Below are 22,084 nucleotides of genomic sequence, written 5' to 3'. Positions count from 1 at the left end.
GCCTGCCCTCGTCGGGCCTCAGGACGCCTCGCCGTCGATGATCCGGGCGAACGCCGCCGCCAGCTTGGCCGGGTCGTGCCGGGGGCTGCCGTCGTCGGCCGCGACGTCGTCGACGACGAGCCGGGCGCCGGCGTCGTCGACGACCTGGCGGAGCTCGGCGCGCTGGTCGTCGGACAGGTTGGCGGCGTCGGCGAGCACGGTGTGGACGCGCAGCGCCGGCGCGTGCTCGAACAGGACGGCGAGGTGGTCGGCCGGCCCGAACCCGCCGGTCTCACCCTGCTGCTCCTCGAGGTTGAGGACGACGACCAGGCGGGCCTCGGTCGCGACCAGCGCCTCGCGCAGCGCGGCCACGCGCACGTGCGGGATCACCGAGGAGAACCACGACCCCGGCCCGAGGAAGCACCAGTCGGCCTCGGCGACCTTGCCCAGCGCGACCGGGCTGACCGGCGGGTCGGGTGGCTCGAGCTCGACGGAGGTGATCACGCCCTCGGTGGTGGCCACCTCGACCTGCCCCCGGACCGTGGTGAGGGCATCCGGGTCGCCCGGCACCAGGCCGCGGACCTCCGCCCGGATGTCCATCGGCGCGAGCGCCATCGGGAGCACCCGCCCCTTGGCCCCGAGCAGGCGCCCGACCCAGTCGAGGGCGTCGACGGGGTCACCGAGGAGCTCCCACAGGCCGACGATGAGGAGGTTGCCGACGACGTGCCCGCGCATCTCGCCCTCGCCCTGGAAGCGGTGCTGGAGGACCCGCGCCCAGGTGTCGCCCCAGGTGTCGCTGCCGCACAGCGCCGCCAGCGCCATCCGCAGGTCGCCGGGCGGGACGACGTTGAACTCGCCGCGCAGCCGCCCGGAGGACCCGCCGTTGTCGGCGACCGTGACGATCGCGGTGAGGTCGTCGACGGTGAGGTCGTCGACCAGCACCCGCAGCGCCGAGAGCGTCGCGTGCAGGCCGTGGCCCCCGCCGAAGGCGACCACCGCCTGGGCGCGCTCGTGGGCGCGGCCGGCCGCCCGGTCCACGGGGCGGTTCACTCCCGTCCCAGGTCGCGGTGCACGGGCTTGGCGTCGAGCCCCGCGGCGACCAGGCGCCGGGTGATCTCCTCGCTCATCGCGACGCTGCGGTGCTTGCCGCCGGTGCAGCCGATGGCGACGCGCATGAACCGCTTGCCCTCGCGGAGGTAGCCCTCGGCGACGCCGGTGAGCACCGGCAGGTAGGCGTCGAGGAACTCGGTCGCGCCGGGCTGCGCCTTCACGTAGTCGGCCACGTCGGAGTCGCGGCCGGTGTGGCTGCGCAGCTCGGGCACCCAGAACGGGTTGGGCAGGAACCGCATGTCGGCGAGGTAGTCGGCGTCGACCGGGATCCCGTACTTGAACCCGAAGCTCACGACGGTGACCTTGAGGGCGGTCGTCTCGGGGGTGCCGAAGGCCTCGGCGACGCGGTCGGTGAGCTGGTGGACGTTGAGCGCGGTCGTGTCGATGACCAGGTCGGCGTCGGCGCGCAGGTCGGCGAGCACCCGGCGCTCGCGGACGAGGCCGTCGAGCAGCCGGCCGGAGGCCTGGAGCGGGTGCGGACGGCGGGCGGCCTCCTGGCGGCGCACCAGGACGTCGTCGGCGGCGTCGAGGAAGAGCAGCGTGGTGCGACGGCCGGTGGCGCCGCGGGCCAGCAGGGTGCGCAGCGTGCCGAAGAACGAGCCGGACCGGACGTCGACGACGACCGCGACGGCCTGCGTGCGCCCCTGCGTCTGGTCGACGAGGCGGACGACGTCGGGCAGCAGGCTCGGCGGCAGGTTGTCGACGACGAAGTAGCCGAGGTCCTCGAGCTCCTTCGCGGCGGTGCTGCGGCCGGCCCCGGTCATGCCGGTGACGACGACGACCTCGCCCTGGTCGTTGGGCGGCGTCGAGGCGTCGGCCACGGGCTCCAGGCTCATTCGATGACCTCTCCGGTCGCGGTGTTGACGGACATGGTGCCGGGCGCAGTCTTGCGGGTCGCCGAGGCCCGCTCCACCGCCTCCTTGATGGCGGCCGCCGTGCGGGGGCCGATGCCCGGGACCAGGGCGATCTCCTCGGGCTCGGCCTCGCGCAGCTTCTTCAGCGAGCCGAAGTGCTTGAGCAGGGTCTTGCGGCGCACCTCGCCGAGGCCCGGGACGTCGTCGAGCATGCTCTCGACCATCGTCTTGGAGCGCCGGCCCGCGTGGTGGGTGTTGGCGAAGCGGTGGGCCTCGTCGCGGATGCGCTGGAGGAGGTAGAGCCCCTCGGAGGAGCGGGCGAGGATCACGGGGTCCTCCTCCCCCGGCAGCCAGACCTCCTCGAGCCGCTTGGCCAGCCCGCAGACGGGGATGTCGTTGATGCCGAGCTCGAGCAGGGCCTGCTGGGCGGCGGCGACCTGCGGCTGGCCGCCGTCGACGACGACCAGGCCGGGGGCGTAGGCGAACTTGCGGGGGCGCCCGGTCTCGGGATCGACCAGCATCGGGCCCTGGTCGGTGCTGCGGGTCTCCGAGCGGGCCTGCTCGTCGAGCAGCCGCTTGAAGCGCCGGCTGATCACCTCGTGCATCGAGGCGACGTCGTTCTGCTTGTCGACGCCCTTGATCACGAAGCGTCGGTACTCGCCCTTGCGGGCCAGGCCGTCCTCGAAGACGACCATCGACGCGACGACCTCGGTGCCCTGCAGGTGGGCGACGTCGTAGCACTCGATGCGCAGCGGGGCCTCGTCGAGGTCGAGGGCCTCGCGGATCTCCTCGAGCGCGCGGTTGCGGGTGGTGAGGTCGCTGGCGCGCCTGGTCTTGTGCAGCGCCAGCGACTGCTTGGCGTTGGTGGCGACCGTCTCCTGCAGCGTCTTCTTGTCCCCGCGCTGCGGCACCCGGATCTGCACCCGGCTGCCCTTGAGGTCGGACAGCAGGTCCTCGAAGGTGACGACGTCGGTGGGCAGCTCGGGCACGAGGATCTCGCGCGGGACGGAGTCGGCGTCACCGGCGTAGAGCTGGAGCAGGAAGTCCTCGACGAGCTCGGCGGTGTCGCCGTCGGTGACCCGGTCGGCCACCCAGCCGCGCTGGCCGCGGATCCGGCCGCCCCGCACGTAGAAGATCTGGACGGCGACCTCGAGCGGGTCCTCGGCGAGCGCGATGACGTCGGCGTCGGCACCGTCACCGAGGACGACGGCCTGCTTCTCCAGCGCGCGCTGCATCGCCCCGAGGTCGTCGCGCAGCCGCGCGGCCCGCTCGAAGTCCATCGCGTCGGAGGCGGCGTACATCTCCTTCTCGATGCGGCGGGTGAACGGCCGGGTCTGCCCGGCCATGAAGTCGCAGAAGTCGTCGACGATCTCGCGGTGCTCCTCGGCGCTGACCTGCCCCACGCACGGCGCGGAGCACTTGCCGATGTAGCCCAGCAGGCAGGGGCGCCCGATCTGGGCCGAGCGCTTGAACACCCCGTTGCTGCACGAGCGCATCGGGAAGACGCGCAGCAGGATGTCGACGGTCTCGCGGATCGCCCAGGCGTGGCTGTAGGGGCCGAAGTAGCGGGTGCCCTTGCGCTTGGCGCCGCGCCCGACCATCACCCGCGGGAACTCGTCGCCGACGGTGACCGCCAGCCAGGGGTAGGACTTGTCGTCGCGGTACTTGACGTTGAAGCGCGGGTCGAACTCCTTGATCCAGGAGTACTCCAGCTGGAGCGCCTCGACCTCGGTGTTGACCACGGTCCACTCCACGCTGGCCGCGGTGGTGACCATCGTGGCGGTGCGCTGGTGCAGGTTGGCGATGTCCTGGAAGTACGACGAGAGCCGGGAGCGCAGGTTCTTCGCCTTGCCGACGTAGACGACCCGGCCCTTGGCGTCGCGGAACCGGTAGACCCCGGGCTGGGTCGGGATCGACCCCGGTTCGGGCCGGTACGACTGGGGTCCGCCGGTGGGTCTGGCGGTGCGGGGTGGACGGGAGGGGGACACGGCACAACCCTACGGACGACCACGGACACCGGCGCGCCAGGTTTCTTCCCTAAGTCCTGGCACTTACTATGCTTTCATGCTTCCCCGTGACCGCTACGGCCTGGCCGTGACCACCGCGCCCGAGGCCGCCGCCGCCTACGACCGCGGGCTCGGCGGCGTGCTCAGCCTCCGCACCGGTTCCGCCGAGGCGTTCGCCGCCTCGATCGTCCTCGACCCGACCTTCGCGCTCGGCCACGCCGCGCTCGCGCTCGTCGGCCACGACCTCTGCATCCAGGTCGACATCGCCGCCCGGGTGCGCGACGCCGAGCGCTGGGCGCACCGCGGCACCCCGCGCGAGCAGAGCCACGTCGCCGCCGTCCTGGCGCACCTGCGCGGCGACGGCCGCTCCATCGTCCGGCACCTGGAGCAGTACCCCGTCGACGCGCTGCTGCTCTCGGCCGCTGTCCCGACGATCGCGTTCGCCGGGGTGACCGAGGTCCCCGAGCAGGCCTGGGCGATCGTCGAGGCCGCGGCGCCGGCCTACGGCGACGACTGGTGGTACGCCGGGCTGCTCGCCTTCGTCCGCCAGGAGCAGCGGCGCTTCGACGAGGCCTACGACCTGTCCTGCGCGAGCCTGGCCGCACAACCGGACGCCGGGCACTCGGCGCACGCGCGGGCCCACGTGCACTACGAGACCGGGGACCACGGCGCCGGGCTGGCCTGGATGGACGCCTGGGTCACCGGCGACGGCGCCCGCATCGAGAGCCTGACCCACTTCTCCTGGCACGCGGCCCTGCACGAGCTCTCGCTCGGCGACCTCGACGCCGTGCGCCGCCGCTACGAGGGCCAGCTGCGTCCCGAGCACGCCACCGGCTGCCGCTCGCTCGTCGACACCGGCTCCCTGCTGGTGCGGTGGGCCCTGTCCCCCGGCGCGGGGGCGGTCCCCGGGCTCGACGGCGTCGCGACCGCGGTCGGGCCCGACGTCCTGGTCCGGCCGGTGACGCCGTTCCTCGGCATGCACGCCGCCGTGGCCCTCCTGGCCCTCGGCGACGGCACCGGGCTCGCCTCGCTGGCCGGCTGGACGGCGTCCCACGCGAACCCGACGCACCGCGAGGTCGTCGCTCCCCTGGCCCGCGCCCTGGCGCTGCTGCACGCCGGGCAGCACTCCGCCGGCGCCACCGCCCTCGCCGCGCTCGAGGGCTCGATCTGGCGGGTGGGCGGCTCGGACGCCCAGCGCGAGCTCGTCGAGGAGGTGCGGGTCGCGGCGCTGCTCCGCTCCGGCCGCTGGGACGAGGCCCGGGTGCTGCTCGACGCCCGCCTCGACCGGCGCCCCTCGGCGCGCGACGCCGCCTGGCGGACGTCGTGCTGTGCCGGCAGCGCCGACGCGAGCACCTCAGGCAGCGACGAGCTGGCCGTCCTCGACCCGGACCTGGACCTCGGCCAGCGGCTGCGTGGCGGGGCCGGACTCGGGTGAGCCGTCGGCGATCGAGAAGACGCTGCCGTGCAGCGGGCAGGTGATGCCCGCCTCGCTCACGCCGTCGAGGGGCGAGCCCTGGTGGGTGCAGACGGAGGTGAACGCCTTGAACGTGCCCTCCGTGGGCTGGGTGATGACGAGCTTCTGGTCGGCGAGGATGATCCCGCCACCGACCGGCACCTCGGACGTCGCCGCCAGCGAGGCGCCCGTCTCGGGCGCCTCGGACGCCGACCCGCTGCCACCGCCGTCGTCACCGCCGCCGCACGCGGCGAGGGCGGCGGCCACGCCCAGGGCGCCGAGGCCCTGGAAGACGATGCGCCGGGAGGCGAGCGGCGCACTCACGACAGCACGACCTGGTCGCCGTCGACGGTGAAGTCGACGGCGGGCAGCGGCGCGGACGCCGGGCCGCCGAGCACGTCGCCGGTCGAGAGGTCGAACGTGCTGCCGTGACAGGTGCACGTGATCACGTCGGTGACCTGCGTGACCGGACAACCCTGGTGGGTGCAGATGCTGCTGAAGACCTTGATGTCGCCCGCCGACGGCTGGGTGACGACGATCTTGCTGCCGGCGATGATCACCCCGCCCCCGACCGGGACGTCGGCGGTGCCGACGACGCCGGCGGCCCCCTCGGGCGTCGTCGGCTCCGACGGCTCGGCCGGGTCCGACGACGCGGACGGCGTGGTCGGTGCCGCTGCGCTCGAGGAGCTCGAGGACGGTGCGTCGGACGGCATGGTGCCCGACGACGAGCCGCCGTCGTCGCCGCACGCGGACAGGACGGGCAGGGCGAGGCCGACGGAGCTGGCACCCGCGAGGGCACGACGGCGGGTGAAGGCGGGGTTGCTCACGAGGGAGCCTCCTCAGGCAGGGGACGTCCGGTAGTTGAAGACAACACTAACGATCGGGCTGAGAGGAGCATGAGAGCAACGGCTCAGGAGCCCGTCGTCCTGGCCGTCCGCCCCGTCGTGGCGCTCTTCCGGGCCGCGGTTTTCTTGGCCACCGCCTTCCGGGCGGGCTTGGCCGCGGCCTTGGTGACCACCGGTCCCCGCCCGAGCGGCGCGGAGGCCGCCGGCTTGCGGCGGGTGGGCTGCTTGGCCTCGCGGCCCACGAGCAGCGGCGCCAGGAACTGGCCGGTGTAGCTCTCCGGGTTGCCGGCGACGTCCTCGGGGGTGCCCTCGGCGACCACCGTGCCGCCGCGGGACCCGCCCTCGGGACCCATGTCGACGAGCCAGTCGGCGGTCTTGATGACGTCGAGGTTGTGCTCGATCACCAGCACCGTGTTGCCGGCGTCGACCAGGCGGCCCAGGACGAGGAGCAGCTTGCGGATGTCCTCGAAGTGCAGGCCGGTGGTGGGCTCGTCGAGCACGTAGACCGTGCGGCCGGTGGAGCGCTTCTGCAGCTCGGAGGAGAGCTTGACGCGCTGCGCCTCGCCGCCCGACAGCGTGGTCGCCGGCTGCCCGAGCCGGACGTAGCCGAGGCCGACCTCGACCAGGGTCTTCATGTGCCGCGCGATCGCGGGGACGGCGGCGAAGAACTCCACCGCCTCCTCGATCGGCATGTCGAGGACCTCGGCGATCGTCTTGCCCTTGTAGTGCACCTCGAGCGTCTCCCGGTTGTAGCGGGCGCCGTGGCAGACCTCGCACGGGACGTAGACGTCGGGCAGGAAGTTCATCTCGATCTTGATCGTGCCGTCGCCGGCGCACGCCTCGCAGCGGCCGCCCTTGACGTTGAAGGAGAACCGGCCCTGCAGGTAGCCGCGCATCTTCGCCTCGGGGGTCGAGGCGAACAGCTTGCGGACGTGGTCGAAGACGCCGGTGTAGGTGGCCGGGTTGGACCGCGGCGTGCGGCCGATCGGCGACTGGTCGACGTGGATGACCTTGTCGACGTGCTCGAGGCCGGTGATCTTCTGGTGCCGGCCGGGCACGGTGCGGGCGCGGTAGATCGTCTTGGCCAGCGAGGTGTAGAGGATGTCGTTGACCAGCGTGGACTTCCCCGAGCCCGACACCCCGGTGACGGCGACGAACATGCCGAGCGGGAACGACACGTCGACGTGCTGCAGGTTGTTCTCGTAGGCGCCGTGGACGCGGAGCTCGCGGTCGACGGTGCGCGGGCGCCGGATGGCCGGCACCGGGATCTCGCGACGGCCGGAGAGGTACTGGCCGGTCATCGAGTCGGGGTGGGTGAGCAGGTCGGCGACGGTGCCCGAGTGGACCACCTGGCCGCCGTGCTCGCCGGCGCCGGGCCCGATGTCGACGACCCAGTCGGCGACCTTGATGGTGTCCTCGTCGTGCTCGACGACGATGAGGGTGTTGCCGAGGTCCTTGAGCCGCACCAGGGTCTCGATGAGCCGCTGGTTGTCGCGCTGGTGCAGACCGATCGACGGCTCGTCGAGCACGTAGAGGACGCCGACCAAACCGGCGCCGATCTGCGTGGCGAGCCGGATCCGCTGCGCCTCGCCGCCCGACAGCGACCCGGACGGGCGGTCGAGGGAGAGGTAGTCGAGGCCGACGTCGAGGAGGAACTGCAGCCGCTCCTGGATCTCCTTGAGCACCCGCTCGCCGATCTGGCGCTCGCGGGCGGACAGCTCAAGGCCGGCGAGGAACTCGCTGGTCTCGTTGATCGGCAGGTGGCAGATCTCGGCGATGTTGCGGCCGCCCAGGGTGACGGCCATCGAGACGGCCTTGAGCCGACTGCCGCTGCACGCGGGGCACGGCACCTCGCGCATGTAGCCCTCGAACCGCTCGCGGCTCGTGTCGCTCTCGGCCTCGCGGTGGCGGCGCTCGACGTAGGACCGCACGCCCTCGAACTGGGCGTAGTAGGCGCGCTCACGGCCGTAGCGGTTGCGGGTGACGACGTGCACCTTGCCCTTGTGACCGTCGAGGACGGCCTTGCGCCCGGCCGGCGGCAGGTCCGACCACGGGGTGTGGAGATCGAAGCCGACCTCCTGGCCGAGCGCGTCCATCAGCTTGAGGAAGTAGTCGGCGACGTGGGCCTGGCTCCACGGCTGGATCGCGCCGTCGGCGAGCGTGGCGGTCGGGTCGGGGACGACGAGCTCGGGGTCGACCTCCATGCGGGTGCCGAGGCCGCTGCAGGTCGGGCAGGCGCCGAACGGCGAGTTGAAGGAGAACGAGCGCGGCTCGAGGTCGTCGGTGTCGATCGGGTGGTCGTTGGGGCACGACATCTTCTCGCTGAACTTCAGCTCGCGGTCGGGGTGCTTCGCGTCGCGGTCGACGAAGTCGAAGACCACGAGGCCGCCGGCGAGGTTGAGCGCGGTCTCGACCGAGTCGGTCAGCCGCCGCTTCGAGGACTCCTTGACCGCCAGCCGGTCGACGACGACCTCGATCGTGTGCTTCTTCTGCTTGTCGAGCTTGGGCGGCTCGTCGAGCGTGTGGGTCTCGCCGTTGACCCGGGCGCGCGAGAAGCCCTGGGTCTGCAGCTGCTTGAAGAGCTCGACGTACTCGCCCTTGCGGCCGCGGACCACCGGTGCGAGCACCTGGAAGCGGGCGCCGTCCTCGAGGTCGAGGACGCGGTCGACGATCTGCTGCGGGGTCTGGCGCTCGATCGGCGCCCCGCACGTCGGGCAGTGCGGCCGGCCGGCGCGGGCGAACAGCAGCCGCAGGTAGTCGTAGACCTCGGTGATGGTGCCCACGGTGGAGCGCGGGTTCTTCGAGGTGGACTTCTGGTCGATGGAGACCGCCGGCGAGAGACCCTCGATGAAGTCGACGTCGGGCTTGTCCATCTGGCCGAGGAACTGGCGGGCGTAGGCCGAGAGCGACTCGACGTAGCGGCGCTGGCCCTCGGCGAAGATGGTGTCGAAGGCCAGCGACGACTTGCCCGAGCCGGAGAGACCCGTGAAGACGATGAGCGAGTCGCGCGGGAGGTCGATCGAGACGTCCTTGAGGTTGTGCTCGCGCGCGCCTCGGATGATGAGCTGGTCAGCCACTGGGGTCCCTGGGTCGAAGGCTTGGGGGGGGTCGAGAGATTCGAACAAGTGTTCGTCATCGGTGGTCGATCGGGCAAGTCACCGCGCCGACCGGCCAAGCCTAGGCGGCGGCACCGACAGTCCGTCCCCTCAACGGGGTGACCGTGGGGCTGGCGTGGCCCAGGATGGGTCCCGTGACCCACGACGTGCTCGACGTCTCGACCCAACGGCTGGTCCGGACCATTGATTCCCTGCCCGACGACGCCTACCCGGCACCGTCCCTCCTGCCCGGGTGGACCCGCGGGCACGTGGTCGCCCACCTGGCCCTCAACGCCGAGGCCCTCGCCGGGGCGCTGCGCGGCGTCGTCGAGGGTCGCCCGGTCCCGATGTACGGGTCCCCGGAGGGCCGCGACGCCGACATCGAGTCGCTCGCGGCGACGTCGCCGTCCGCGCTGCGCGACCGGCTGCTCGCCAGCACGACCGTCCTCGGCGAGGCCCTGCGCCACCTGCCCGCCGACTCCCTCGACACCGAGATCGAGCGCACGCCCCACGGGCCGGGCTTCGCGGCCGGCGACGTGATGGCGATGCGGTGGCGCGAGGTGGAGATCCACCACGTCGACCTCGACGCCGGGTACACCCGCGCCGACTGGCCGGCGACCTTCGCCGAGGTGCTGGTCTCCCAGCTCGCGCAGCGCGCGGGCGCGACCCTCGTCGCCACCGACCTCGACCAGACCTGGCAGGCTGGCGGCGACGACGACGCGACGCCCCGGGTGTCCGGCACGGCCGCCGACCTCGGCTGGTGGCTCACCGGTCGCGGCGACGGCGACGGACTGACCACGGACGGCGAGCTGCCGAGGATCGGAGCATGGTGACGATGGACGACCGGGCGGACGACTACACGGGCGAGGTGACGGTCGGCGGCGGCGCCGACGTCCGCGAGCTCGCGCACCTGACCATCACCAAGGTGGCGGTCGACGAGAAGATGAGCAACAACTGCTACCTCCTGCGCTGCCGGGAGACCGGCGAGCAGCTGTTGGTCGACGCCGCCGACTCGGCCGGGACGCTGCTCCCCCTCGTCGGCGACGCCGGCCTGCGCACCGTCGTCACGACGCACCAGCACTGGGACCACCACCGGGCGCTGGCCGCGGTCGTCGAGGCGACCGGGGCCGAGGTCGTGGCCGGCGTCCCCGACGCCGCCGCCATCACCGAGCAGACCGGCGTCCCCGTGACCCGGCCCGTCGGGCAGGGCGACACCGTGACCGTCGGCGCGTGCGCCCTGTCGGTGATCGCCATCGCCGGTCACACGCCCGGGTCGGTCGCGCTCGTCTACGACGACACCGCCGACGGCGGGCAGCACCACCTCTTCACCGGCGACACGCTCTTCCCCGGCGGGGTGGGCGGCACGTTCGGCGACGCGGCGGCGTTCCAGCAGCTCATCGGCGACGTGGAGACGAAGGTGTTCGGGACGCTCCCCGACGCGACCTGGTTCTACCCGGGCCACGGGTCGGACTCCACGCTGGGCGCCGAGCGGCCGTCGCTGCCCCAGTGGCGCGAGCGCGGCTACTGACGCTCAGCCGCTGTAGGGGATCTCGGTCCGCCACTCCCCGACCGGCTGGTCCAGCGCCGCACGGATCGCGGCGGCCACCCGGTCGGGCGTGAACGCGCCCTCGCGCGACAGCGCGCCCCGCACGGTCACCGACACGGCACGGATGCCGTCGTCGCGCAGCGTGGCGTCGATGCTGTGCACGAGGTTGCGCACGCCGGCCTTCTGCACACCGAGGGACGCCGCGCGGTGCCACGGCTCGTCGGCGGCCATGCTGCCGGTGACCGTGATCCGGCTGCCCTCGCGGAGGTGGGGACGCGCCGCCCGGACCACGGTCAGCAGGGCGCCGACGCCGAGGGCGACGTCCTCGAGCAGCTCGGCCGCGGTGAGCTCCAGCGGGTCCTTCTCGCGGAACGCACTCGGGTTGAAGTGCAGCACGTCGACCGGCCCGAGCTCGGCGGCGAGACCCGTGACGGCGGCGTGGGTCGCCTCGGCGTCGGTCAGGTCGGCCAGCCGGCTCCCGACCCGCGCGCCGGCGTCGGCGAGGTCGGCGGCGAGGTCGCCGACGGCGCGCTCGTCGGCGCCGACGAGCCCCACCGGGTGCCCCTCACGGGCGAGGAGCCTGGCCAACGAGCCGCTGACGCCGGGGCCCGCCCCGGTGATGATCACGCTTCCGGTCATGGGCCCAGCGTGGGTGCTGCTGCCGTCCGGTGGCAACCCGGTGGGATCGCCCGCCCTTCTCCACAGGTGCTCGAACAGGCTCTCGATTGTCCGTGCCGACCGTTAGAATAGACCCATGGCCGCACCCACCGCCCAGCTCACCGACCCGGCGCTGGCGGCGGTGCGCGCCCGCGACCACGCCGCCCGCCAGGCCGACGTCGACCGGCTCCTCGCGGTCCTCGACTGGGCCACCCAGCACACCACCGACGCCGACCCCGGGGTGGTGACCTTCGGCGAACGCGCCCTCACCCTCGGCGGCCCCGGCTGCCCGGCCATCGAGGAGTTCGCCGCCTACGACCTCGCCGCCGCCCTGGGCTCCTCCACCGAGTCCGGGCTGAAGTACCTCGCCCGCGCCCTCGAGCTGCACCACCGACTCCCCCGACTCTGGGCCGCGGTCCTCGCCGGACGCCTGCCGGTGTGGAAGGCCGCCAAGATCGCCGACGCCACCATGCGACTCCCCCTCGACGGCGCCACCCACGTCGACGCCCGGCTCGCCCAGGCCGTCTCCACCATCACCTACGCCCAGCTCGACCGTCTCGTCGACGAAGCCATCGCCCGTCACGCCCCCGACCAGGTCGTGCCCAGACCCGACAGCCGGCACGTGGCAATCGACCTGGACCGCCCGAGCATCGAGGGCCACGTCCACCTCGACGCCGCCCTGTCCGTGCCCGACGCCCTCGACCTCGAACAAGCACTGCAGGCAGGAGCCGACGCCCTCGCCGACGCCGGATCCACCGACCCCCTCGACGTCCGCCGCTCGATCGCCCTCGGCGTCCTCGCCCGCGGCGACCAACCCCTCGACCTCACCACCCCGCCCACCCGGCCACTCGTGGTCCACGTCCACCAGGACTCACCCGACGTCGGGCGCTGCGAGATGACCCGGAGTCCGGTCACCGTCGAGACCATCCGCACCTGGTGCGCCACCGCCACCCACGTCACCATCAAGCCCGTCATCGACCTCGAGCAGCACGTCCACGTCGAGGCCTACGAAGCACCCGACCGGTTGCGCGACCACATCGAGCTGCGCGACCTCACCTGCGTCTTCCCCCACTGCCGACGACCCGCCACCCGCTGCGACCTCGACCACATCACCCCGTACTCAACCGGCGGCACCACCAGCAGCGACAACCTCGCCCCACTGTGCCGACGACACCACCGCGCCAAGACCCACAGCCCGTGGACGTACACGATGACCACACCGGGCACCTACCACTGGACCGCACCATCGGGCCTCACCTACCGACGCGACCACCACGGCACCACCGCCCTCGACCCACCACCAGCCACGCCACCAGCCGAGCCTGCCGAACCCTGACCACCCCGCCCCGCACCCCGCCCCGGCGGGGACATCGGCGCGCCCGGCCGGTGCCGGGAGGGGTCAGGCCGTGACGACACCAGCGCACTGCGACGTGCACGCGTGATCCGCGGGCCCGGCAGACTTCAGACACCTGGTCCTGGACTGGTGCGGGCCGGACCGGTCGCCACCGAGAAGCCACGTAGATGGTCCGCGACGCCTAATGCGCCGCGGTCACTTCGCCTGCCGATCCTGCCGGCGAACGACGTCCCGCCGGGGTGGCAGGGCGTCGTCCGACCGCCCGCGGCGGGGGCCAGCCGCCGTCCGACGAGAACCCGCGCAGCAGACCCCTGTGCAGGAGCTACGAGAAGTTCGGTGACGGCCACCGGCCACGGAACACCCGGTGGTGTGCCACGGGCCGGTCCGTCACCCCGCCACGCAGCCCCGGTCCGCCGCCGCCACAGCGAATCTCCTCATGGCTATCGTGCGAGCGTGCCGCGCCTCCTGATCGTCCACCACTCCCCGACCCCGCTCGTGCGGACGCTGACCGACGCCGTCGTGGCCGGGGCGCACGACGACGCGATCGAGGGCGTCGAGGTCGTCATCCGGGACGCCCTGGAGGCCACCGCGGACGACGTGCTGGCCGCCGACGGCTACCTGCTCGGGACGACGGCCAACTTCGGTTACATGTCGGGCGCGCTGAAGCACTTCCTCGACACGATCTTCCTCGACGCCGGCGGCGCGCTGTCCGACGACGGCTCGGGGACGCCGGGCAGCGGCGGGCGGAAGCCGTACGGGCTCTGGGTGCACGGGAGGTACGACACGACCGGGGCGGTGCGCAGCGTCGTCTCGATCGTGCAGGCGCTGCCCTGGCGGCGGGCCGCCGACGTCCTGGAGGTGCTCGGCGAGGTGGGCGAGGCCGAGCGCGAGCGTGCCCACGAGCTGGGTGCCACCTTGGCCGCGCTGCTCGCCTGAGGGCCCGCAGGTAGCATCGCCCCTCGTGGCCAGGAGCAGACCGACGACGTGGCGCAGCGGCGCGACCGTGGTCGTGGCGACCCTCGCGGCCCTCCTCGCCGGCTGCGGGACGCCGACCCAGGCCGACCCGGACGCCGACCCCGACCAGGTCGACGCGGTGGAGACGCCGGAGCTCGGGGCCTGCCGGCTGCTGACGATCGAGGAGATCTCGGCGCCGTCCGACGCCACCCGCACCGTCGACTGCAGCCAGAAGCACACCGCCCAGACCTACGCCGTCGGCGAGCTCCCCGACGAGTTGCGCGAGTCGGAGTACGACGCGCCCGAGGTGGGCGAGTTCGCCTACCGCACCTGCAACACCAAGCTCAGCGCCTTCCTCGGCGCCGACGAGAGCCTCGCGATGCGGACCATCCTCAGCTGGGCCTGGTTCCGTCCCTCGGAGAAGGCGTGGGACGAGGGCGCCCGCTGGTACCGCTGCGACGTCGTCGGCGGCGGCGAGCAGAGCGCCGCCCTGGTGCCGCTGCCGGAGACCGCCGAGGGCCTGCTCCAGGGCCGTCCGGACGACGCCTGGATGGCCTGCGTGGCCGAGCCCGCGTTCGCGGGGTCGAAGAAGATCCCGTGCAGCCAGGAGCACCAGTGGCGCGCCGTCACGACCATCAAGCTGGGCGAGGCCGCCGACCCGTACCCCGGCGACCGGCTCTCGGAGGTGCAGAGCCGCGACTTCTGCTCGAAGTCCGTGCTGGCCTACCTCAACTACCCGGTCGAGTACGACTTCGCCTACACCTGGTTCCACGAGAGCGAGTGGAACGCCGGCAACCGCCGCTCGGTCTGCTGGGCCCGGACCAGTGACTGAGCGCCGCACGACCCGCGCCCGGGGCGCCGCGGCCGTCGCCGCGATGCTCGCCGCAGGCCTGGTCCTCGGCGGCTGCACCTCCGACGACGAGCCCGCCGACCCGGCGCCGACGTCCACCCCCACGCCGACGCCGACGGCACCGCCGCGCGCCACCGCGGCGCCGGTCCCGGCCGACGACTCCTGCTACCGCCTCACCTACGAGCAGGCGGTCTCCCCCACCGCCGGGGCCCGCCCGGTCGCGTGCCGCGGCAGCCACACCTCGGAGACCTTCGCGGTCGGCCGGATCGACAACGTCGTCGACGGGCACCTGCTCGCCGTCGACTCCCAGCGGGTCCAGGACCAGGTCGCCTCGTCGTGCCCGGCCGACCTCGGCAACGTCGTCGGCGGCACCGTCGAGGACCTGCGGCTGAGCATGCTGCGGGCGGTGTGGTTCACCCCGAGCCTCGACCAGGCCGAGGGCGGTGCGTCCTGGTACCGGTGCGACGTCGTCGCCCTCGCCGGGCGCGACCGGCTGGCCGACGTCAGGGGCAGCCTCGCCGGCGTCCTCGACGACCAGGAGGGTCGGGACCGCTACGGCATGTGCGGCACCGCCAGCCCGGCCGCCCGGGGTTTCGAGCGGGTGCCGTGCAGCGCCGAGCACTCGTGGCGCGCCTTCGAGGTCGTCGACCTCGACCCCGGGGACGGCGCGGGCGGCTACCCCGGCCGTGCCGCGGTCACCGCGGCCGGCGAGGGACCCTGCGAGGACGCCGCAGCCGCGGTCGCCGAGGACTCCCTCGACTACGAGTGGGCCTTCGAGGGCCCCGACCCGGAGCAGTGGGCGGCGGGCCAGACCTACATCCGGTGCTGGTCGCCCGACTGAGGTCGCCGGGCCGACGGCCCGGTCAGAAGCCGAGCTTGCGCAGCTGGCGCGGGTCGCGCTGCCAGTCCTTGGCGATCTTGATGTGCAGGTCGAGGTAGACCGGGGTGCCGAGCAGCGCCTCGATCTGGAGCCGGGCACGACGGCCGACGTCCTTGAGCCGGGCGCCCTTGTGGCCGATCATGATCCCCTTCTGGGAGTCGCGCTCGACGTAGAGGTTGGCGTGGATGTCGAGCAGCGGCTTGTCGGCGGGGCGGTCCTCGCGCAGGCCCATCTCCTCGACGACCACGGCGATGGAGTGCGGCAGCTCGTCGCGCACGCCCTCGAGCGCGGCCTCGCGGATCAGCTCGGCCACGATGATCTCCTCGGGGGCGTCGCTGAGGTCGCCGTCGGGGTAGAGCTGCGGGCCCGCGGGCAGCAGGCCGACGAGGAGGTCCTCGAGGAGCTTGACCTGGTGGTTCTCCTTCGCCGACACCGGGACGATCTCGGCCCACTCGGTGCCGGTCTCGGTGCCGAGCTCGGCGATGTCGAGCAGGTGCCGGCCGAGCTGCTCGGGCGTGGCCAGGTCGGTCTTGGTGGCGATCGCGACCTTGATCGTGCGCTTGACCTTGCCCATCTCGTGGACGATGAAGCGATCGCCGGGGCCGATCTTCTCGTTGGCGGGGAAGCACACCGCGACGACGTCGACCTCCGACAGCGTGGTCTTGACCAGGTCGTTGAGGCGCTCGCCGAGCAGGGTGCGGGGGCGGTGCAGGCCGGGGGTGTCGACCAGGATCAGCTGGGCGTCGTCGCGGTGCACGATGCCGCGCACCACGGTGCGGGTGGTCTGCGGCTTGGAGCTGGTGATGACGACCTTCGAGCCGACCAGCGCGTTGGTGAGCGTCGACTTGCCCGCGTTCGGGCGCCCGACGAACGAGGCGAACCCGCTCTTGTGCTCGGGGGCGCGCTCGGGGGTGTGTCCGGTGTCCTGCGTCATGTCAGCCTCGCGCCTCGTCGTAGTCGGCCCAGATCTCCTCGTCGGACTTGCCCGCCCGCTTGCCGGCCCGGTAGACCGGGCCCGGGTCGACGGCCCGCGGCTGGCGTCCGGTGGTCTCGCGCCAGTAGCCCATGACGTCGTAGGCCGTGCCGGGCAGCCCCCGCTCGCGCATCAGGTGCTTGCGGATCGCGCGCATCTGCGCCGACTCCCCCGCCATCCAGAAGTAGCCCTCGCCCTCGGGCCAGACCAGGTCGGTGACGACGTCGGCGAGCCGGCTCACCCCGTCGCCCGGCTGCTCGAGCCAGTCGACCTCGAGGTGCCCGGGCAGGTAGCCGGCCAGCGCCGCGACGTCGTCGGGCACCTCGGCCCAGGCGCGGGTCGGCACGGCGGTGGTCTCCGCGATCCGCGCCATCGCGGGCAGCGCGGTCAGGTCGCCGACCAGCATCAGCCAGGCCGCGTCGGCGGGCATCGCGAAGGAGCCCCGCGGCGCGCTCACGGTGACGACGTCGCCGACGCAGTCGCCCTTGGCCCACTCGGTGACCAGGCCGACGTCGTGGACGACGACGTCGAGCACCAGCGCGCCCGGCTCCCAGGAGCGCACCGTGTAGTAGCGGCTCTGGAACTGACCGGGCACCACCAGGCCGACCCACTCGTCGGGCACGCCGGTGGAGGCGAAGTCGGCCAGCCCCGGCCCGCCGAGCACGAGGCGCACCAGGTGCTCGCTCAGCGGGGTGCGCGAGAGCACCTCCGCCTCGTACGTCGCTGCCCGGGTGCTCACCTGGAGAGGGTAGTGCGCTGCCTCACCACGTCGGCCGGAGGGCGAAGCCGTCGGCCCCGTCGTCGCCGGTGCGGACGCCGAGCACCTGGTGCAGCTGCACCTCGTTGCGCTCGAACCCGACGCGACAGGCGGCCATGTACAGGCCCCACACCCGGGCGGTCCCGATGCCGACCTCCTCGACGCAGGCGTCCCAGTTCTCGACCAGGTTGCGGTTCCAGTCGCGCAGGGTGAGGGCGTAGTGCAGCCGGATGTTCTCCGAGTGCATGACCTCGAGGCCGGCGTCCTGCATCTCGGTGATGATCCGGCCCGAGCCGGTCAGCTCGCCGTCGGGGAAGACGTAGCGGTCGATGAACGCCCCGGTCGTGGCCGGGCGGTTGTCGTGGCGGGTGATGCAGTGGTTGAGCAACCGGCCCTCGGGCCTGAGGTGGTCGCGCAGGAAGCCGAAGTAGGACGGGTAGTTCCTGACCCCGATGTGCTCGGTCATGCCGATCGAGCTGATCGCGTCGAAGTCGGTCTCGAGCACGTCGCGGTAGTCGAGGTGGCGCACCTCGGCCAGGTCGGCGAGCCCGGCGGCGTCGATGGCCTCCTTGGCCCACGACGCCTGCTGCTGGCTGAGCGTGACCCCGACCGCCTTGACGCCGTACTCCTTGGCGGCGTGCAGCACCATGCCACCCCACCCGCAGCCGACGTCGAGCAGCCGCTGGCCGGGCTGGAGGTCGAGCTTGCGCGCGACGAGGTCGAACTTCTCCCGCTGCGCCTCCTCCAGCGTCGCCGACGCGTCGGGGTAGACCGCGCAGGTGTAGGCCATCGAGGGCCCGAGCACGTGGCGGTAGAAGGCGTTGGAGATGTCGTAGTGGTGGTGGATCGCCTCGGCGTCGCGGGTCAGCGTGTGCCGCATCCCCTCCATCAGCCGGCGCCAGCGCGGCAGGTGCTCCTGCGGCGGCGGGGGCGGCGGCTTGAGGTTCGAGATCCCCAGGCCGCGGAGGATGGTGACCAGCTCCGAGGCCGACGGCGCCCGGAACTTGGTGTGGTCCTTGAGCTTCTGCATCACCTCGTACGGGTTGCCCGGGTGCCCGCCGTGCACCACGAGGTCGCCGGACACGTAGGCCCGTGCGAGCCCGAGGTCGCCGGGGGCGGTGACGAGGTACTGCAGGCCGCGCTGGTTGACCAGCTCGAGGCGGATCTCGGCGTCGGCCGGCCCGGCGGCGCTGCCGTCGTAGGCCTCGAACCGCAGCGGCATGCCGCCGCGGGTGAGGTCGGCGACGACGTCGGCGATCCGGAAGTCGGGCTTGGAGGTGGTGCGGGACTCGGTGCGGTTGCTCATGCGATCACTTCCTGCGGACGGTCTTGTCGTAGAGGTCGGTGAGACGGTGCTCGGGGTCGTGGCGGTCCTTGACCGCGGCGAGGGCCGGGCCGTCGTAGAGGGCGTCGAAGGTCTCGCGGTCGTAGAACGACTCGGAGTACAGCGACTTGTGGCCGCCGAGGCGGTGCACCTCGGCCTCGATGGCGCGGTTGCGGGGGGCGTCGACGGCGTCCGGCCCGACGTGGACGGTGCCCCAGAAGCCGGCGTTGACGTAGGTCTCCCCCGGTGCGAGCGGGTACGTCGGCCAGGCGCGCCGCGCCACCAGCGGGCACAGCCACACCGGACGCATCCCGATCTCCTCGTCGAACCAGGCGAGGAACTCCCCGATCCGCCCGACCGGCACCTCGACGTCCTGGACGACGCGCTCGCGCTGCGGGCGCCCGGCCCGGCGGTCGAGCCGGTCGGCGACGTCGAAGCGCCGGTCGAGTCCGAGCAGCCTCATGTACACGTCGGAGCGGCGCAGCCGGCGCGGCCACAGGCGGCGGATCCGGGGGTTCTGCGCGCCGAACGCCCCCGAGCACCAGAACCAGTCGGTGTCCCAGCGCCACAGGTAGTCGTACATGGTGAGCAGGTCGGTCTCGCGCTCCTGCAGCGAGCGGAAGTAGACCTGCTGGCCGGCGTAGTCGGAGGCGGACGCCCCGCCGGGGTCGTCGGTCCAGCGCGCGAGCGTCAGGTACAGCTCGCCGGGGGCGAAGGCGACGCCGTCGAGCCCGTCGACCCGCTCCCCGGCGTGCTCGTGGGTCTCGGTGATCTCCGCGATCGTCTTGGCCAGCAGGTCGGCGTCGTCGAAGCGGACGTGGCGCAGCGCGACGTAGGCCGGCACCGCCTCGAGCTCGATCCGCAGCCGGGTGGCGTAGCCCAGCGAGCCGTAGGAGTTGGGGAAGGCGTCGAACAGGTCGTCGCCGGGCCGCGTGGTGACGACGGTGCCGGAGCCGGTGAAGACGTCCATCTCCAGCACCGACTCGTGCGGGAGCCCGTTGCGGAAGCTGGTCGACTCGATGCCGAGCCCCGTGACCGCGCCACCGAGGGTGATCGTGCGCAGCTGGGGGACGACGAGCGGGATCAGCCCGTGCGGGAGGGTCGCGTCGACGAGGTCCTCGTAGGTGCACATGCCCTGCACCTCGGCCGTGCGGGCGACCGGGTCGACCTCGATCACGCCGTCGAGGCCGGAGACGTCGAGCCCGGGCGCCGAGGTGGCGCTGCGGACCCGGAAGAGGTTCGTCGTCCGCTTCGCCAGCCGGACCGGCGCCCCGGCCGGGATCGCGGCGTACGACGCCGCCAGCCGGGCGACCGCCCGCTCGTGCTGGGCCCAGTGGTCCGGAACGTTGTGCACTGCCACTCCTCGAAAACTACTCCGCCCGTGTGTCGCGCAGGCTGCGGGTCCGCGGCGAGCCGCGGGAACGGCGTCGGACATGACGCGTTCGGGTCATGTGCCCCGATCCGGCGGTTCCTATCGTCGAGGGATGGGCAGACACCGGCACGGCACCGAGACGTTCTTCATCGACGGCGAGGGACTCGTCGAGACCGACGTCGGCCGGCGCACCGCCCAGACCCGCGCGCTGGCCCGGGCCGAGGCGCCGCCGTTCCGGTTCTTCCGGGCCGGCCCGCGCGGGCGCCGGTCGCCCGACGCGCTCAACCGCAAGCTCGCGCTGGCGATGGTCGCCGGGGGTGGCGGGGCCGGCGACGTCCCGGCCGGGTACACCTACCTCGGCCAGTTCGTGGACCACGACCTCACCCTCGACCAGACCCTGGTGCGCCTCGGCGAGGACGTCACGCCCGCCGAGCTGCTGCAGGGACGCTCACCGCGCCTCGACCTCGACTCGCTGTACGGCGCCGGGCCGGCCGACCCGGTGTCGTCGGCGTTCTACGAGGCCGACGGCGTGCACCTGCTCACCGGCGACACCATCGAGATCGGCGCGGACGGCGTCAAGGCCGGCCACGACCTGCCCCGGCGCGGCACCGGGTCGCGACGCGAGCGGCGCACGGCGCTGATTCCCGACGTCCGCAACGACGAGAACCTGATCGTCGCCCAGACCCACCTCGCGATGATCCGCTTCCACAACCGGGTGGTGGACACCCTCGGGTCGGGCGTCGCGCCGGCGGCGCAGTTCCGGCGGGCCCGCAAGCGGGTCACCCTGCACTACCAGTGGCTGGTCCGGCACGACTACCTGCCGCGGCTCCTCGAGCCGGCCGTCGTCGACGACGTCTTCACCGGCGGTCGCGTGGTCGTCGAGCCGGACGCCGCCCCCACCGACGTGCCGCGGATGCCGGTGGAGTTCTCGGTGGCGGCCTTCCGCCTCGGCCACAGCATGGTGCGGGCGTCGTACAACTGGAACCGGCGCTTCGCCGGTCCGAACGGGTTCCTCGACTACATGTTCCAGTTCTCCGCGACCGGCGGCGACCTGGGCGGCGAGGACCGGCTGCTCAGCAACTGGGTCGCCGACTGGCGCCGGATGTACGACTTCCCCGCGGGCGGCCGCCCCGACCTCGCCGCGCCCAACGACAACGTCTCGCGGGCGATGCGGCTCGACACCCTGCTGACCGACCCGCTCAAGAACCTGCCGCCCGGCACGTTCGGCGGGCCGGCCGGGACGCCGTTCGACGACGTCAGCCGCAACCTCGCCTTCCGCAACCTGACCCGCTCCTCGATGCTCCGCCTGGCCAGCGGCCAGCAGATGGTCGAGCTCCTCGCCGCCCGCGGGGTGCCCGTGCCGGCCCTGACCCGCGGGCAGCTGCTCGACGGAGCCGGCGGCGCGTCGCTGGCGTCGCTGACGGCGTCCGAGAAGGACGCCGTCGTGGCGCGGACCCCGCTGTGGTTCTACGTGCTGCGCGAGGCCGAGGTGAACGGCGGGCGGATGACCGGTGTCGGCGCCCGCCTGGTGGCCGAGACGATGCACCGCGCGATGGAGGGCAGCCGGAGCTCGATCGTGCGCGACCCGTCGTTCCGTCCGACGCTCGGGCGCGGTGACCTCTTCGAGATGACCGACCTGCTCCACCTCGCCTTCCGCGGCCGCAGGAACGGCATCAACCCGCTGGGCGGGCCGTAGCCGGCGGGGCCGCCGGTGATCCCCCGGCTAGGGGAGGATCGCGCCCCGGGCGTCACCGAGGTGGACCACGACGTCGCGGCCGGCGTACTCGTCGAGGACGGCCCGGTCGGGCGAGGTGAGCTCGGTGGCCTCGCCGAGGACGACGACGGCGGCCAGCCCGCGCGCCCCGGCGGCCACGGCCATCGCGACGCAGCCCTGCACGGCGCTGAGCCGGAGGGCGTCGAGCTCGACCGTGGCGGCGGCGTAGGTGCGCCCGTCGAGGTCGCGGACGGCGGCGCCCTCGGCCGCCTGCGTGCGGGCCCGCGTGGCCCGCGCCAGGGTGACGAGCTTGGTGTCCTCGGCGCTGAGGGCGGCCGGCGTGGGCTCCTGCGACATGCCC

General features: G+C 73.2%; 20 protein-coding genes. 8 read left to right on the top strand and 12 right to left on the bottom strand.

Features of this window, described 5'->3' with window-relative positions; genetic code table 11:
- Positions 1-18: 18 nt before the first annotated feature.
- From FE634_RS09520 to uvrC, 3 genes are read right to left on the bottom strand one after another with little or no spacing between them, the layout of a single operon-like run.
- Positions 19-1,029 carry a gluconeogenesis factor YvcK family protein gene (locus FE634_RS09520; protein ID WP_246060483.1) on the bottom strand — a complete coding sequence of 337 codons (1,011 nt, stop codon included), beginning with the start codon at positions 1,027-1,029 and terminating at the stop codon, positions 19-21.
- Positions 1,026-1,925, bottom strand: a complete 900-nt coding sequence (rapZ, locus tag FE634_RS09515; RefSeq protein ID WP_137291965.1) for an RNase adapter RapZ — start codon at positions 1,923-1,925, stop codon at positions 1,026-1,028. The genes FE634_RS09520 and rapZ overlap by 4 nt, the downstream gene beginning before the upstream one ends.
- Entirely contained in the window at positions 1,922-3,931 is a 2,010-nt protein-coding gene (uvrC, locus tag FE634_RS09510) for an excinuclease ABC subunit UvrC (RefSeq protein WP_137291966.1), read from the bottom strand. The genes rapZ and uvrC overlap by 4 nt, the downstream gene beginning before the upstream one ends.
- Positions 3,932-4,007: 76 nt before the next feature.
- Here uvrC and FE634_RS09505 point away from each other — a divergent pair, with 76 nt between their 5' ends.
- A complete protein-coding gene (locus tag FE634_RS09505; protein ID WP_187366870.1) occupies positions 4,008-5,384 on the top strand; it encodes a pyridine nucleotide-disulfide oxidoreductase in 1,377 nt (458 codons plus the stop codon).
- Here FE634_RS09505 and FE634_RS09500 read toward each other — a convergent pair.
- The 3 genes from FE634_RS09500 to uvrA form a co-directional block, all read right to left on the bottom strand.
- Complete coding sequence (locus FE634_RS09500; protein ID WP_137291967.1) at positions 5,304-5,726, bottom strand: Rieske (2Fe-2S) protein; 423 nt, start codon at positions 5,724-5,726, stop codon at positions 5,304-5,306. The genes FE634_RS09505 and FE634_RS09500 overlap by 81 nt on opposite strands.
- On the bottom strand, positions 5,723-6,229 hold the full coding sequence (locus tag FE634_RS09495; RefSeq protein ID WP_222847696.1) for a Rieske (2Fe-2S) protein: 507 nt from the start codon (positions 6,227-6,229) through the stop codon (positions 5,723-5,725). Before FE634_RS09495 ends, FE634_RS09500 begins: the two co-directional genes overlap by 4 nt.
- 83 nt (positions 6,230-6,312) lie before the next feature.
- Entirely contained in the window at positions 6,313-9,324 is a 3,012-nt protein-coding gene (uvrA, locus tag FE634_RS09490) for an excinuclease ABC subunit UvrA (RefSeq protein WP_138875743.1), read from the bottom strand.
- A 173-nt stretch (positions 9,325-9,497) separates the two neighbouring features.
- Between uvrA and FE634_RS09485 the strand changes: the two genes are divergently transcribed.
- Entirely contained in the window at positions 9,498-10,175 is a 678-nt protein-coding gene (locus FE634_RS09485) for a maleylpyruvate isomerase family mycothiol-dependent enzyme (protein ID WP_187366869.1), read from the top strand.
- Positions 10,169-10,870 carry an MBL fold metallo-hydrolase gene (locus FE634_RS09480; RefSeq protein ID WP_396954636.1) on the top strand — a complete coding sequence of 234 codons (702 nt, stop codon included), beginning with the start codon at positions 10,169-10,171 and terminating at the stop codon, positions 10,868-10,870. Before FE634_RS09485 ends, FE634_RS09480 begins: the two co-directional genes overlap by 7 nt.
- Before the next feature lie 3 nt (positions 10,871-10,873).
- On the opposite strand, the gene FE634_RS09475 is transcribed toward FE634_RS09480, so the two are convergent.
- On the bottom strand, positions 10,874-11,527 hold the full coding sequence (locus tag FE634_RS09475; RefSeq protein WP_138875741.1) for an SDR family oxidoreductase: 654 nt from the start codon (positions 11,525-11,527) through the stop codon (positions 10,874-10,876).
- A gap of 115 nt (positions 11,528-11,642) precedes the next feature.
- Between FE634_RS09475 and FE634_RS09470 the strand changes: the two genes are divergently transcribed.
- The 4 genes from FE634_RS09470 (at position 11,643) to FE634_RS09455 (ending at position 15,544) form a co-directional block, all read left to right on the top strand.
- Positions 11,643-12,881: an HNH endonuclease signature motif containing protein gene (locus tag FE634_RS09470; protein WP_148240538.1), complete on the top strand. Its 1,239-nt coding sequence runs from the start codon at positions 11,643-11,645 to the stop codon at positions 12,879-12,881.
- Between the two features lie 471 nt (positions 12,882-13,352).
- Positions 13,353-13,835: a flavodoxin family protein gene (locus FE634_RS09465; protein ID WP_138875739.1), complete on the top strand. Its 483-nt coding sequence runs from the start codon at positions 13,353-13,355 to the stop codon at positions 13,833-13,835.
- Between the two features lie 25 nt (positions 13,836-13,860).
- Complete coding sequence (locus tag FE634_RS09460; RefSeq protein ID WP_137291974.1) at positions 13,861-14,685, top strand: septum formation family protein; 825 nt, start codon at positions 13,861-13,863, stop codon at positions 14,683-14,685.
- Positions 14,678-15,544 carry a septum formation family protein gene (locus FE634_RS09455; protein ID WP_262347636.1) on the top strand — a complete coding sequence of 289 codons (867 nt, stop codon included), beginning with the start codon at positions 14,678-14,680 and terminating at the stop codon, positions 15,542-15,544. The genes FE634_RS09460 and FE634_RS09455 overlap by 8 nt, the downstream gene beginning before the upstream one ends.
- A gap of 22 nt (positions 15,545-15,566) precedes the next feature.
- Here the strand turns inward: FE634_RS09455 and era are convergent, their stop codons facing one another.
- From era to FE634_RS09435, 4 genes are read right to left on the bottom strand one after another with little or no spacing between them, the layout of a single operon-like run.
- A complete protein-coding gene (gene era / locus FE634_RS09450; RefSeq protein ID WP_148240537.1) occupies positions 15,567-16,517 on the bottom strand; it encodes a GTPase Era in 951 nt (316 codons plus the stop codon).
- A gap of 1 nt (position 16,518) precedes the next feature.
- Positions 16,519-17,295 (bottom strand): siderophore-interacting protein, encoded by a 777-nt coding sequence (locus tag FE634_RS09445; protein ID WP_138875737.1) that lies wholly within the window; start codon positions 17,293-17,295, stop codon positions 16,519-16,521.
- Positions 17,296-17,317: 22 nt separating this feature from the next.
- Positions 17,318-18,619, bottom strand: a complete 1,302-nt coding sequence (locus FE634_RS09440; protein ID WP_137291977.1) for an SAM-dependent methyltransferase — start codon at positions 18,617-18,619, stop codon at positions 17,318-17,320.
- Between the two features lie 4 nt (positions 18,620-18,623).
- On the bottom strand, positions 18,624-19,991 hold the full coding sequence (locus tag FE634_RS09435; RefSeq protein ID WP_262347635.1) for an FAD-binding oxidoreductase: 1,368 nt from the start codon (positions 19,989-19,991) through the stop codon (positions 18,624-18,626).
- 130 nt (positions 19,992-20,121) lie between these two features.
- On the opposite strand from FE634_RS09435, the gene FE634_RS09430 reads away from it, so the two are divergent.
- Entirely contained in the window at positions 20,122-21,705 is a 1,584-nt protein-coding gene (locus FE634_RS09430) for a peroxidase family protein (RefSeq protein ID WP_138875735.1), read from the top strand.
- Positions 21,706-21,732: 27 nt separating this feature from the next.
- Here the strand turns inward: FE634_RS09430 and FE634_RS09425 are convergent, their stop codons facing one another.
- On the bottom strand, positions 21,733-22,080 hold the full coding sequence (locus tag FE634_RS09425) for a cytidine/deoxycytidylate deaminase family protein (RefSeq protein WP_138875734.1): 348 nt from the start codon (positions 22,078-22,080) through the stop codon (positions 21,733-21,735).
- Between the last annotated feature and the right edge of the window lie 4 nt (positions 22,081-22,084).

Origin of the sequence: Nocardioides sp. S-1144 (assembly GCF_005954645.2) — a bacterium.
In the GTDB taxonomy this organism is placed as follows: domain Bacteria; phylum Actinomycetota; class Actinomycetes; order Propionibacteriales; family Nocardioidaceae; genus Nocardioides; species Nocardioides dongxiaopingii.
Note: the sequence above shows the minus strand (reverse complement) of the source record. Positions and strands in the feature narration are given on the sequence as shown.